Genomic DNA, 12742 nt, shown 5'->3' on the forward strand with positions numbered 1-12742 from the left:
CCGGGCGGAAGCGGTGCTAGGCGGAGGGTTCCCCGCCGGAGGTGGCGCCCGCGGGCGGGCTGAGCAGTGACTCGACGCGGGCCACCTTGGCGGTGAGTCCGTCGGTGACGCCGTCGCGGATGTCCGCCTTCAGCACCACGCTGACGCGGCCGGCGCGGGCCTTCACCGCGTCGACCGCCCGCTTGACGACGGCCATCACCTCGTCCCACTCGCCCTCGACGCTCGTGAACATCGCGTCGGTCCGGTGCGGCAGCCCGCTCTCGCGGACCACGCGCACGGCCTCGGCGACCTCCTCGCCGACGTCCTCGCCCGCCCCGATGGGCGTCACGGAGAACGCGACGATCACGGGGTCGCCTCGTCACCGGGGGCGTCGGGGCCCTGGTCCTGGCCGTCGGCGGACTCCTCGTCCTCGTCCTTCTCCAGGCCGAAGCGCTCGACGAGCCACTTGTCGAACTCGCCCGCCGCGCGGACCCAGCTCACCACGGAGGCGACGAAGTGGTCGAAGCCGACGCCCGCGCCCAGCAGCAGGTGGAAGTCGCCGATCAGCCGGACCGTTCCGTCGTCGCTGGTGTGCGTGTAGACCTTGGGCCACAGGGTCGAGTGGTTCCACTCGTCGATGCTCTGGAGCAGCCGCGGCTTGTCGTCGATGGTGTGCGGCCGGTCGTAGAACGTGCGGACCGTGAGCACCCGCTGCCGCTCCTCCCCGCGGAACATGAAGTAGACGCGGTGGTGCTTCCAGGGGGCGACCAGGTCGCCCTCCTTGTCCACCACGTGCTTGAGCTTCATGCGGTCGAGCAGCTGCTTCACCAGGTCCTGGTTCGGCATGATCGGGCCGGTGGGCTTCCTCGCCTGCTGCGGCTGGCCGGGCTTGTCCGGCTGGGCCCCGAAGTTCGGGATCGCGGACGGGTCGACAGACACGGGAGTGTGGTCCCTTCGTAGGGCGGGCAGGCTCCCCATCCTCTCCCATGCCCGCCCCGGTCTGGCAACCGGACCGGAGCGGGCATCTCGCCCTCCTCAGGCCGCGGCGATCGTCAGCCCGCCGTCCGGGCTCGCGTCCACGCGGACCGTGTCGCCGTCCCTGATCTCGCCCGCGAGGATCCTGCGGGCCAGCGGGTCGCCGATCGCCGTCTGCACCAGCCGCCGCAGGGGCCTGGCGCCGTACGCCGGGTCGTTCCCCTCGTCGGCCAGCCAGCGCAGGGCCGGCTCGGTGACGTCGAGCGTGAGCCGCCGCTCGGCCAGGCGGCGCTGGAGCGAGTCGATCTGGAGCCGGGCGATGCTGCCGAGCTCCGCGCCGCTGAGCGCGTGGAAGACCACCACGTCGTCCAGCCGGTTCAGGAACTCGGGCCTGAACGCCGCGCGCACCGCCGCCAGCACCTCCTCGCGCTGCTCGTCCGGCTTGGCCAGCGGGTCGATCAGGTGCTGGCTGCCGAGGTTGGAGGTGAGGACGAGCAGGGTGTTGCGGAAGTCGACCGTGCGGCCCTGCCCGTCGGTCAGCCGCCCGTCGTCGAGGACCTGGAGGAGGACATCGAAGACCTCGTGGTGCGCCTTCTCCACCTCGTCCAGCAGCACCACCGAGTACGGGCGGCGCCGGACGGCCTCGGTGAGCTGGCCGCCCTCCTCGTACCCGACATAGCCGGGGGGCGCGCCGACGAGCCTGGCCACCGAGTGCTTCTCGCTGTACTCGCTCATGTCGATGCGGACCATGGCGCGCTCGTCGTCGAAGAGGAAGTCGGCCAGGGCCTTGGCCAGCTCGGTCTTGCCGACACCGGTGGGGCCGAGGAAGAGGAACGAGCCGGTGGGCCGGTCCGGGTCGGCGACCCCGGCCCTGCTGCGGCGCACCGCGTCGGAGACGGCCCGCACGGCCTCGCCCTGCCCGATCAGCCGCCTGCCGAGCTCCTCCTCCATGCGCAGCAGCTTCTCGGTCTCGCCCTCCAGGAGCCGCCCGGCGGGGATGCCGGTCCAGGAGGAGACCACGTCGGCGATGTCGTCGGGGCCGACCTCCTCCTTGACCATGTTCGTCGCGGGACCGCGCTTGGCCTCCTGCTCGGCCTCCGACGCCTCGGCCAGCTGGCGTTCGAGGCCCGGGATCTCGCCGTACAGCAGCTTGGACGCGGCCTCGAAGTCGCCGTCGCGCTGGGCGCGCTCGGCGACGCCCCTGGCCTCGTCCAGGCGCTCCTTGAGCTCGCCGACCCGGTTGAGCCCCTGCTTCTCCTTCTCCCAGCGGGCGGTGAGGCCGCGCAGCTCCTCCTCGCGGTCCGCGAGCTCGCGCCGCAGCCGGTCCAGGCGCTCGCGCGAGGAGACGTCCGACTCGTTGGCCAGGGCCAGCTCCTCCATCTTGAGCCGGTCGACCGAGCGCTGGAGCTCGTCGATCTCCACGGGCGAGGAGTCGATCTCCATCCGCAGCCGGGACGCGGCCTCGTCCACCAGGTCGATGGCCTTGTCGGGCAGGAACCGGGAGGTGATGTAACGGTCGGAGAGCGTCGCCGCGGCCACCAGCGCGCCGTCGGCGATGACGACCTTGTGGTGCGCCTCGTACCGTCCCTTGAGCCCGCGGAGGATGGCGATGCTGTCCTCGACGGTGGGCTCGGCGACCAGGACCTGCTGGAAACGGCGCTCCAGCGCGGCGTCCTTCTCGATGCGCTCGCGGTACTCGTCCAGCGTGGTGGCGCCGACCATCCGCAGCTCGCCGCGGGCCAGCATGGGCTTGAGCATGTTCCCCGCGTCCATGGCGGAGTCGCCGCCCGCGCCCGCGCCGACGACGGTGTGCAGCTCGTCGATGAAGGTGATGATCCGGCCGCTGGAGTCCCTGATCTCGGAGAGGACGGCCTTGAGCCGCTCCTCGAACTCGCCGCGGTACTTGGCCCCGGCCACCATGGCGCCGAGGTCCAGGGCGACCAGCCGCTTGTTCTTCAGCGACTCGGGGACGTCGCCCTTGACGATGCGCTGGGCCAGGCCCTCCACGACGGCGGTCTTGCCGACGCCGGGCTCGCCGATGAGGACGGGGTTGTTCTTGGTGCGGCGGGAGAGCACCTGCACGACGCGGCGGATCTCGTGGTCCCGGCCGATGACCGGGTCGAGCTTGCCCTCACGGGCGGCGGTGGTGAAGTCGGTGCCGAACTTCTCCAGCGCCTTGTAGGTGCCCTCGGGGTCGGCGGTGGTGATGCGCTGCCCGCCCCGGCCCGTCTCGAAGGCGTCGAGCAGCTTGCGGTCGGCCGCGCCCTCCCGGGTGAGCAGCTCACCGGCCTGGCCGCCCTTGGCGGCGAGCCCGATGAGCAGGTGCTCGGTGGAGACGAACGAGTCGCCCAGCTCGCGGGCGCGCTGGGCGGCGTCGGCGATGACGGCCAGCAGCTCGCGGTTGGGCTGCGGCTTGGCGACGGACGCGCCGCGGACGCTGGGCAGGCCGGCGAGCAGCCGCTCGGCCCCCGAGCGCAGCGCGGCTTGGTCGGCGTCGACGGCGGCGAGGAGGTCCTGCACGTTCTCGTTGTCCTCGCCGGTCAGCAGGGCGAGCAGGAGATGCGCCGGGGTGATGTCCGGATGCCCGCCCGTCAGCGCGCGGTCGTTGGCCGCGCTGAGGGCGTCCCGGCTCCTGTTGGTCAGCTCGGCGTTCACTTCAGCGGTACTCCTCCGTGGTCCCGATGGTCACGACGTGAGTCTGCTAGACACAACGTGCGATAAGTTGAGTCTAATCCACTCAAGCAACATCCCGGACCCCGCGGCCTCCTTCCGCCGCTGGTGCCGCTAGGGGGCGCCGCCCGGCTCCGTGCCGCCCGCCCGAGCCAGGAGGTCGCGGGCGGCGGAGGGGAAGGGGCGGCCGACGACCATGCCCCCGCCGCTGCCCACGGACATCACCGCCACCACCGTGCCCGACTGGCCGTCCTCCGCCCAGTCCGTCACCCAGGGCCCGCCGCTCGACCCGGCCGTCAGGTCGCAGTCCTGGAGCACCAGCCCGCCGAGGTTCGGCTCCTGCGCCTCGCCCGGGGTCAGCACGTCGGTCGTTCCCGCGCAGTAGCGCAGCGACTCGCCGTCGTACGGGTCGGCCGCCGGGTAGCCGAGGACGGCCACCGCGGCGCCCTCCTCGACCGGCTCGAACGCCGTCCTGTTCGCGCCGTGCTCCCCCTGGACCGTGCGCCCCTCCCTGGTGCCCAGGGTGAGGAACGCGTAGTCGAACGGCAGGATCTCGGCCACCTCCCGCCCCACGTCCCACTCCGGCGGGGTGTGGAAGGAGACCACGGGCCAGCCGTCCTCCTGGTAGGTGTCGATCCCGCCGGCGTAGCCGGGCACGAACCAGACCTCCTCGGGCGGGTCCGGGGTGTCCGCGGTGCGGACGCAGTGGGCGGCGGTGGCGACCACGCTGCCGTTGGGCGCGTCCACGACCGCCCCCGAGCAGAGTCCCAGACGGCCGCCGCCCGCGTCCCAGATGAGCTTGCCCACCGTGGAGACCGGTCCCGCGGCCCAGGGATCGGCCGCGGCGGCGGGCGAGGCGCCGAACGCGAGCAGGCAGGCGGCCACGGCGGCGGGTATGGGCAGGCGCGCGCATCTCATGGGGACCACCCTGGAATCACGCACCGGTCATGTCCAGCTACCATCCGCTGAACGGGTGGTCCGCCCGACGTACCGGCCTTGACGCCACCGGCGCGGCAGACGAGCATGCCCATGCCATGGTCAACTGGCGGGGCCCGTCCCGCCGTTCCCGTCGCCGTTCCAGTCGCCGTTCACGTCGCCATTCACGTCGCCACGTCAGGGAGGCACCCGCCGTGCGAGGACCCACCCCCCACACCAGGCGCGCGGCCGTCGCGGTCACGGCGGTCGCCGTGGCGCTGCCGCTGTTCTCCTCGGGGCCCCCGGCCGCCGCCGACGCCGACGCCGGCGCGCTCCAGGCGGCGTTCGCCGACGCCGCCGAGCGCTACGACGTCCCCGAGAGCGTGCTCCTCGGCGTCTCCTACCTCCAGTCCCGCTGGGACGGCCACCGCGGCGCGCCCAGCGTCTCCGGCGGCTACGGGCCGATGCACCTCACCGACGCGGCGACGGCGCTGGCCGAGTCCCCCGCCGAGGACGGCGAGGGCGGCGAGCACCTGGCCCACGGCCACGCCGACCCCCGCGGCGACGAGGCGCGCCCCCTCGACCTCGCCCCGCCGACCGCCGAGCCCGGCGGCGCCGCACCCACCGCGGGCACCGGCGGCCACCCCGGTGAGCTCCGCACCCTGGCCGAGGCCGCCGAGCTGACGGGACTCGACCCCGCCGAGCTGCGCCGCGTCGACGCGGCGAACATCCGGGGCGGCGCCGCCCTGCTGGCCGCCGCCCAGCGCGACCTGGGCCGCGAGGCGAGCGACGACCCGGCGGACTGGTACGGCGCGGTCGCCTCGTTCTCCGGCGCGGGCACCCGGGAGGCCGCCGAGGTCTACGCCGACGAGGTCTACGCCGTCATCAACGAGGGCGCCGCGCACACCACGGGCGAGGGCCGGCGCGTCGTCCTCGCCCCGCTGGCCGTCACGCCCGACACCTCCTCCGCCGACGGCCTCGGCCTCCCGGTCCAGGGACGCGACCCGCACGTGGAGTGCCCCCGCTCGGTCTCCTGCGCCTGGCTGCCCGCGCCCTACCAGGACCTCGGGGACGGCGACTACGGGAACCACGACCAGGCCGAGCGGCCCGAGGGGCCGTCCATCGAGACCATCGTCATCCACGACACCGAGGCCACCTGGGAGACCACCCTCGACCTGGTCCAGGACCCGACCTACGTCTCCTGGCACTACAGCCTGCGCTCCTCCGACGGCCACATCGCCCAGCACCTGGCCACCGAGGACGTCGGCTGGCACGCCGGGAACTGGTACACCAACGCCACCTCCATCGGCCTGGAGCACGAGGGCTTCCTGACCGACCCCGACGCCTGGTACACCGAGGCGATGTACCGCACCTCCGCGCGCCTGGTGCGGTACCTGGCCGAGGAGTACGACATCCCGCTCGACCGCCACCACATCCTCGGCCACGACAACGTGCAGGGCCCGCTCGACGCGAACGTCCCCGGCATGCACACCGACCCGGGCCCGTACTGGGACTGGTCCCACTACTTCGACCTGCTGGGCGCCCCGATCCGCCCCACCGCGGGACGGGACGGCGGCATCGTCACCATCGCGCCCGACTACGCCACCCACACCCCCGGCTACACCGACTGCGCGGCGCCCGGCGCCCCCTGCGCGCCGCACGGCTCCTCCGCGGTCCGCCTGCGCACCGCGCCCGACGCGGACGCCCCGCTGGTCAGCGACCCGGGCACGCACCCGGGCGGCGGCGCGTCCTCCACCGGCGTGAACGACGTCGGCGCCCGCGCGACCGCCGGGCAGCAGTTCGCCGTGGCGGGGCGGGACGGCGACTGGACCGCCATCTGGTACCTGGGCCAACGCGCCTGGTTCCACAACCCGGCCGACGCCCCCACCGCGGTGAACGCCCGTGGCTGGACCGTCACCGGCAGGGACGGCGCCGCCACCATCCCGGTCTACGGCCGCGCCTACCCGGAGGCCGCCGCCTACCCGGAGGGGGTGCCCGCGCAACCGGTGGTGCCGCTGTCCTACGCGATCCCGGCCGGGCAGGAGTACGTGGCCGGGCTGCGCACCGACTCCAGCTACTACTGGGCCGTCTCCTTCGACCCGGCCGGTCACACCGAGGTCGGGGGCGAGCCGTACTACCAGATCCAGCTCGGCCACCGCGTCGCCTATGTCCGCGCCGCCGACGTCGAGTTGCGCCGTTCCGGAACGTGAGAGGCACCGGGAACGTGACGGAGCGGGCCGGTGGCCCGGGGCCGCCTAGACTCACCGGATGCCCCAGGCCACCCGCCACGCGCTGACCCGCTCCCATGTGATCGCCATCGCGGCGGCCACCCTGTTCGCCGCCCTGATCGTGGCGGTCACCGCCGCGGGCGACGGGCCGATCGGCCCCGACGCGGCGGTGCGGGACTGGGTGGTGGACCACCGCACCCGGGGGTGGATCGACACGTTCCAGGCCATCGCCGACAGCGGCAACCGCGTGGTGCCGCACCTGCTGGCCGCGCTCGCGGGCGCGCTGGTGGTGCCGCGGGCCTGGCCGGTCGGCGCGCTGGTGGGCGCGGGCGCCCTGGTGGCGGGCCAGCTGATCCGCTACACCCTGGTCAACACCCTGGACCGGCCGCGCCCCCCGGCCGCCGAGTGGACGACGCACGTCAGCAACCCGTCGCTGCCCTCGGGCCACGCCACCACGGCGGCGCTGACCGCGATCGGGCTGGCCGCCGCGCTGCTGCCGCACTGCCACCGGAGGGTGACCAGGGCGCTGGCCGTCGCCGTGCCCGCCGCCTGGGCCGTCGCGGTCGGGGCCAGCCGCCTCGTCCTGGGCGTGCACTGGTTCTCCGACGTGGTCGCCGGCTGGCTGCTGGCCACCGTGATGACCGCGCTGGCCCTGCCGCCCCTGGGCCGCGCGCTCGGCGCGCGGAGCCAGGGACCTACGCGGGCCGCTCGCCCATGACCCGGGCGAACGTCTCCGGGTCGGCGTCGAAGCCGCGGAGCGCGGGGGCGAACGCCCAGGCCCCGGAGCCGTCCCTGGCGAACTCGGCGACCGTCGCCGCCGTGGAGTCGTGGACGCCGGCGAACGTCTCCTCGGCCAGCTGGGTGTAGCCCTCGGCCACGCGCACCTTGCCGCCCACGACCGTGCCCAGCGTCTTGCGCCCGTCGCGCTGCTGCACGGCGACGCCCACGACCACGCGGCCGTAGTCGGCGGACATCCGGTCGAACTCGAACCCCATGACCTCGTCGAAGCCGAAGCCCTGCCCCGTCTTGCTCTCCCTGCTCAGCGTGATCGTCCCGTCGGGGGCCCTGCTGCCCGCGTGCACGACATAGACCGGGGCGCCGAACGGGTCGTCCTTCCGGTACACCCCCGCGACGATGTCCACGTCCGTGGGCGCCGAACCGGAGGGGCTGGGGTCCCACCTGACCGCCACCTCGGCCCGCGCGATTCCCTTGTTGGCACCGCTCACAGTGTCCCCTCCACATCCGGCAACATGCGCTGTCCGCCCGTCGGTTGTCATGGTGTCACGCGAGGGTGACACCGCGGGAGGCCGGACGGCGCGTGGGCGTGGGCACGGGGCGCGGGGCGCGCCCGCGCCCTCAGCGGTTCCCGCGGTCCGGGCGCCACACCACGATGGCGGAGGACTGGCGGACGTCCTGGTACGGCACCAGGTCGCGGCGGTAGGAGGCGTGCACCTGCGCCTCCCGCTGGGTCATCGCCAGGGCCGCCCCCTCGACGGCCTGCTGGAGCTCGATCACCTTCGCCTGGAGCGCGGCGACCTGGGTCTCCAGCTCGATGATCCGCTTGATCCCGGCGAGGTTGATCCCCTCGTCCTGGGAGAGCCGCTGCACCTCGCGCAGCAGCTGGATGTCACGGGCGGAGTAACGGCGGCCCCGGCCCGCCGCCCGGTTGGGGCAGACGAGGCCGAGGCGGTCGTACTGCCGGAGCGTCTGCGGGTGCAGCCCGGAGAGCTGCGCCGCGACGGAGATGACGTACACCGGGGTCTCGTCGGTCAGTTCGTAGGGGTTACTGCTCTGTCCGTGCCGGCCGTCCATCTCGTTACTCTCCTCTCGCGGCCTCGAACAGCCCCTCTCGGGGGTCCTCGCCATCCACCGCGGCCCGGTAGTCCTCCAGTGCCCTTCTGGCCTTGTCGCCCAGATCGCGCGGCACGGAGACCTCGATGGTGACCAGCAGGTCGCCGCGGGTGCCGTCCTTGCGCACGGCGCCCTTGCCCCGGGCCCGCATGGTGCGCCCGCCCGGGGTGCCGGGCGGCAGCTTCAGCGTCACCGGAGGGCCGCCCAGCGTGGGCACCTTGATCTCACCACCGAGCGCGGCCTCGGGGAAGGTCACCGGCACCGTGATGGTCAGATTGTCGCCACGGCGGCCGAAGACCGGGTGCTCGTCCACGTGCACCACGACGTACAGGTCGCCGCTCGGGCCGCCGCGCTCGCCCGGCGCGCCCTTGCCGCGCAGCCGGATGCGCTGCCCGTCGTCCACGCCGGCGGGGATCCGGACCTGCATGGTGCGGGAGCTGGTCGCCCGGCCGCTGCCCCGGCAGACGGGGCAGGGGTCCTGGGCGATGAGCCCGCGCCCCCGGCAGTCCACGCACGGGTCGGTGAGCGAGAAGCCGCCCCCGCCGCCCCGGCTGACCTGCCCGGTGCCGACGCAGGTCGGGCACACCCGGGGCGTGCCGTTCTTGTCGCCGGTGCCCGAGCAGGACTTGCAGGCCGCGGAGGAGGACATCCGCAGCGGGACGGTCGCCCCGGCCACGGCCTCGGTGAAGCTGAGCGTCACCTCGGACTCGATGTCCTGGCCGCGCCGCGGCTGGGTGCGGGCGCCCGCGCCGCCCCGGTTGAACAGGCCGCCGAAGACGTCCCCCAGACCGCCGCCGAAGCCGCCGCCCGCGGCGCCGGGCCCGGGCCCGGCCGGGCCGGGGCCCTGCGGTCCCGTGCCGCCGAACAGGTCGCCGAGGTCGAAGTTGAACTGCCCCCCGCCGCCGGGCCCCGGGCGGAACCCACCGGCGCCGAACAGGGCGCGCGCCTCGTCGTACTCCTTGCGCCGCTTGGGGTCGCCGAGCACGTCGTACGCCTCGGAGACGTCCTTGAAACGGTCCTCGGCGCGCGCGTCACCGGTGTTGGCGTCCGGGTGGTTCTCCCGGGCGAGCTTGCGGTAGGCCTTCTTGATCTCCGCCTCGGTGGCGTCCTTCGGGACGCCGAGGACCTTGTAGAAGTCCTTCTCGATGAAGTCCTTGGTGCTCATCCCCGGCGTCCCTCCTCCCACTTCGGCTCCCTCACCGCGGCGTCAGCCCTCGTCCGGGCCACCGCCGTCTTCCTTCTCGGGCGCACTCTCCTCCTGTTCGGCGGGCTTGCCCGGCTGGGGCTCGGCGACGCCGACCCGGGCCGGCCGAATCGTTCGCTCGCCGATGCGGTACCCCGGCTGAAGGATCTGCACGCACGTCGTCTCCGTGACATCGGGCGAGTAGCTGTGCATCAGGGCCTCGTGGATGGTCGGGTCGAAGGACTCGCCCTCCTTCCCGAACTGCGCCAGGCCCATCTTCGCCGCCACGACCTCCAGCGACTCGGCGACCTGCTTGAAGCCGCCGACCAGCTCGCCGTGGTCCCGGGCGCGGCCGATGTCGTCGAGCACGGGCAGCAGCTCGGTCAGGAGGCTGGCCACGGCCATCTCCTTGACCGCGATGCGGTCGCGCTCGACGCGGCGGCGGTAGTTCTGGAACTCCGCCTGGAGCCGCTGGACGTCCTGCGTGCGCTCGCCGAGTGCCGAACGCGCCTGGTCGAGCTGGGCGGTCAGGGCCACATCCGCGAGCTCCTGAGCAGCCGACGGCTGGGGAGTGCCCTCCCCCGCCGCCGCGGCGTCGCCGCGCTCGTCGGAGGCAGGGGACTCCGCGCCCGCCTCGGGGTTCGCCGCGTCGGCGTCGGGGACCTCGGGCTCCTCGTCGAAGCCCTGCGGGTCCTGGGTCACGCTGCACCACCCTTCGGCTTGTCGTCGTCCACGATCTCGGCGTCGACGACGTCCTCGTCCGGCGCCCGCTCGGTACCCGTGCCCTCACCCGGCGCGCCGCCGGCCGCCTGCGCGGCCTGGGCGTCGGCGTAGATGGCCTGGCCGAGCTTCTGGCTGGTGGCCGCGACCTTCTCGGACGCCTCGCGGATCGCGGCGGTGTCCTCGCCCTTCAGCTTCTCCTTGAGGTCGGCGATGGCGGTCTCGACCTCGGCCTTGACCTCGCCGGGGACCTTCTCGGAGTTCTCCTTCAGGAAGTTCTCCGTGGTGTAGACGAGCTGCTCCGCCTGGTTGCGCGTCTCGGCGGCCTCGCGGCGCCTGGAGTCCTCGTCGGCGTACTGCTCGGCGTCGCGCATCATCCGCTCGATGTCGTCCTTCGGCAGCGCGGAGCCGCCGGTGACGGTCATCCGCTGCTCCTTGCCGGTGCCGAGGTCCTTGGCGGAGACGTGCATGATGCCGTTGGCGTCGATGTCGAAGGTGACCTCGATCTGCGGGACGCCGCGCGGCGCCGGGGGCAGGCCGGTCAGCTCGAACATCCCGAGCTTCTTGTTGTACGCCGCGATCTCGCGCTCGCCCTGGTAGACCTGGATCTGCACCGACGGCTGGTTGTCCTCGGCCGTGGTGAAGATCTCGGAGCGCTTGGTGGGGATCGTGGTGTTGCGCTCGATCAGCTTGGTCATGATGCCGCCCTTGGTCTCGATGCCGAGGGACAGCGGGGTGACGTCCAGCAGGAGGACGTCCTTGACCTCGCCCTTGAGCACACCGGCCTGGAGGCTGGCGCCGATGGCGACGACCTCGTCCGGGTTCACGCCCTTGTTGGCGTCCTTGCCGCCGGTCAGCTCCCGCACCAGCTCCGCGACCGCGGGCATGCGGGTCGAGCCGCCGACGAGCACCACGTGGTCGATCTCGGACAGGTGGATCCCGGCGTCCTTGATCACGTTGTGGAACGGGGTCTTGCAGCGTTCGAGCAGATCGGCCGTGAGCTGCTGGAACTGCGCCCTGGTGAGCTTCTCGTCCATGTGCAGCGGGCCCTCGGCCGAGGCCGTGATGTAGGGCAGGTTGATCGTCGTCTCGGTGGACGAGGAGAGCTCGATCTTGGCCTTCTCCGCGGACTCGCGCAGGCGCTGGAGCGCCATCTTGTCCTTGGAGAGGTCCACGCCGTGCGCGTTCGCGAACTGGCGGACCAGGTGGTCCACGACCCGCTGGTCCCAGTCGTCGCCGCCCAGGTGGTTGTCGCCGTTGGTCGCCTTCACCTCGACCACGCCGTCGCCGATCTCCAGCAGCGAGACGTCGAAGGTGCCGCCGCCGAGGTCGAAGACCAGGATGGTCTGGTCGTCCTTCTCCAGGCCGTACGCCAGGGCCGCCGCGGTGGGCTCGTTGACGATGCGCAGCACGTTCAGACCGGCGATCTCGCCGGCCTCCTTGGTGGCCTGCCGCTCGTGGTCGTTGAAGTACGCCGGAACGGTGATCACCGCGTCGGTGACCTTCTCGCCCAGGTACGACTCGGCGTCGCGCTTCAGCTTCTGAAGGATGAACGCGCTGATCTGCTGCGGGTTGAAGTCCTTGCCGTCGAGCCCGATCTTCCAGTCGGTGCCCATGTGGCGCTTGACCGAGCGGATCGTCCGATCCACGTTGGTCACGGCCTGGCGCTTGGCTACCTCGCCGACGAGCACTTCGCCGTTCTTGGCGAAGGCGACGACGGACGGCGTGGTCCTGGCGCCCTCGGCGTTGGTGATGACGGTGGGCTCACCGCCTTCGAGAACACTGACGACGGAGTTCGTCGTGCCCAGGTCGATGCCGACCGCACGTGCCATTTCGATATCCTCCAGCTACTTGCTTGAGTGCTTCCCGCTCAAGACTGCCGGACACCCTCGGCGCCGTCAAATGTCCTGAGTCGGCCAGGCTCAAGTTTGTCTCCGGAGAAGACTCAACGCGGGGCGCAGAAGCTCAGGGCCAGCAGCGCGACGTCGTCCTCGATCGTCCCGGCGAAGTCCGACACGTCCTGCCAGACCCAGTCCACCAGCCGGGGCAGCGCCTCGTGCACCGGGGGCCTGCGCTGCTTCTGGGCCTTCTGGGCCGCCGCGCGCGCCAGCTTGCCGGAGAGCCGGTCGACCAGCGGATAGAACTGCCCCTGCCTGTTCCGCGCCTCGGTGACGCCGTCGGTGTAGCCGAGCAGCACGTCGTCCCGGCGCAGTTCCACGAG

At 73.0% G+C, this 12742-nt stretch carries 12 protein-coding genes; 2 read left to right on the forward strand and 10 right to left on the reverse strand.

Annotation, left to right across the window (positions count from 1 at the left end):
• Positions 1–16 precede the first annotated feature (16 nt).
• The 4 genes from ADY01_RS03980 to ADY01_RS03995 form a co-directional block, all read right to left on the reverse strand.
• On the reverse strand, positions 17–346 hold the full coding sequence (locus ADY01_RS03980; RefSeq protein ID WP_049565411.1) for an MTH1187 family thiamine-binding protein: 330 nt from the start codon (positions 344–346) through the stop codon (positions 17–19).
• Positions 343–918 carry a YbjN domain-containing protein gene (locus ADY01_RS03985; protein WP_049565412.1) on the reverse strand — a complete coding sequence of 192 codons (576 nt, stop codon included), beginning with the start codon at positions 916–918 and terminating at the stop codon, positions 343–345. The genes ADY01_RS03980 and ADY01_RS03985 overlap by 4 nt, the downstream gene beginning before the upstream one ends.
• A gap of 96 nt (positions 919–1014) precedes the next feature.
• Positions 1015–3609 carry an ATP-dependent chaperone ClpB gene (gene clpB, locus ADY01_RS03990; protein WP_049565414.1) on the reverse strand — a complete coding sequence of 865 codons (2595 nt, stop codon included), beginning with the start codon at positions 3607–3609 and terminating at the stop codon, positions 1015–1017.
• Between the two features lie 129 nt (positions 3610–3738).
• A complete protein-coding gene (locus tag ADY01_RS03995; protein ID WP_078899971.1) occupies positions 3739–4542 on the reverse strand; it encodes a trypsin-like serine peptidase in 804 nt (267 codons plus the stop codon).
• 116 nt (positions 4543–4658) lie between these two features.
• On the opposite strand from ADY01_RS03995, the gene ADY01_RS04000 reads away from it, so the two are divergent.
• Both ADY01_RS04000 and ADY01_RS04005 read left to right on the forward strand, forming a co-directional pair.
• Complete coding sequence (locus tag ADY01_RS04000) at positions 4659–6749, forward strand: peptidoglycan recognition family protein (protein ID WP_078899972.1); 2091 nt, start codon at positions 4659–4661, stop codon at positions 6747–6749.
• A 58-nt stretch (positions 6750–6807) separates the two neighbouring features.
• Positions 6808–7485, forward strand: a complete 678-nt coding sequence (locus ADY01_RS04005; RefSeq protein ID WP_049565424.1) for a phosphatase PAP2 family protein — start codon at positions 6808–6810, stop codon at positions 7483–7485.
• On the opposite strand, the gene ADY01_RS04010 is transcribed toward ADY01_RS04005, so the two are convergent.
• The 6 genes from ADY01_RS04010 to ADY01_RS04035 form a co-directional block, all read right to left on the reverse strand.
• Positions 7463–7993 carry a TerD family protein gene (locus ADY01_RS04010; protein WP_049565426.1) on the reverse strand — a complete coding sequence of 177 codons (531 nt, stop codon included), beginning with the start codon at positions 7991–7993 and terminating at the stop codon, positions 7463–7465. The two genes, ADY01_RS04005 and ADY01_RS04010, sit on opposite strands and share 23 nt — an antisense overlap.
• Before the next feature lie 130 nt (positions 7994–8123).
• Positions 8124–8579, reverse strand: a complete 456-nt coding sequence (locus ADY01_RS04015; RefSeq protein WP_049565428.1) for a heat shock protein transcriptional repressor HspR — start codon at positions 8577–8579, stop codon at positions 8124–8126.
• Positions 8580–8583: 4 nt separating this feature from the next.
• The gene (dnaJ, locus tag ADY01_RS04020; RefSeq protein WP_049565430.1) at positions 8584–9783 is read right to left on the reverse strand and encodes a molecular chaperone DnaJ; all 1200 of its coding nucleotides are present in this window, start codon (positions 9781–9783) and stop codon (positions 8584–8586) included.
• Between the two features lie 42 nt (positions 9784–9825).
• Positions 9826–10503: a nucleotide exchange factor GrpE gene (grpE, locus tag ADY01_RS04025; protein WP_049565432.1), complete on the reverse strand. Its 678-nt coding sequence runs from the start codon at positions 10501–10503 to the stop codon at positions 9826–9828.
• Positions 10500–12353: a molecular chaperone DnaK gene (dnaK, locus tag ADY01_RS04030; protein ID WP_049565434.1), complete on the reverse strand. Its 1854-nt coding sequence runs from the start codon at positions 12351–12353 to the stop codon at positions 10500–10502. Before dnaK ends, grpE begins: the two co-directional genes overlap by 4 nt.
• A gap of 113 nt (positions 12354–12466) precedes the next feature.
• On the reverse strand, positions 12467–12742 hold a 276-nt coding region (locus ADY01_RS04035; RefSeq protein ID WP_159000940.1), incomplete at its 5' end, for a SpoIIE family protein phosphatase.

The organism is Streptomyces sp. SBT349 (assembly GCF_001083795.1).
In the GTDB taxonomy this organism is placed as follows: domain Bacteria; phylum Actinomycetota; class Actinomycetes; order Streptomycetales; family Streptomycetaceae; genus Streptomyces.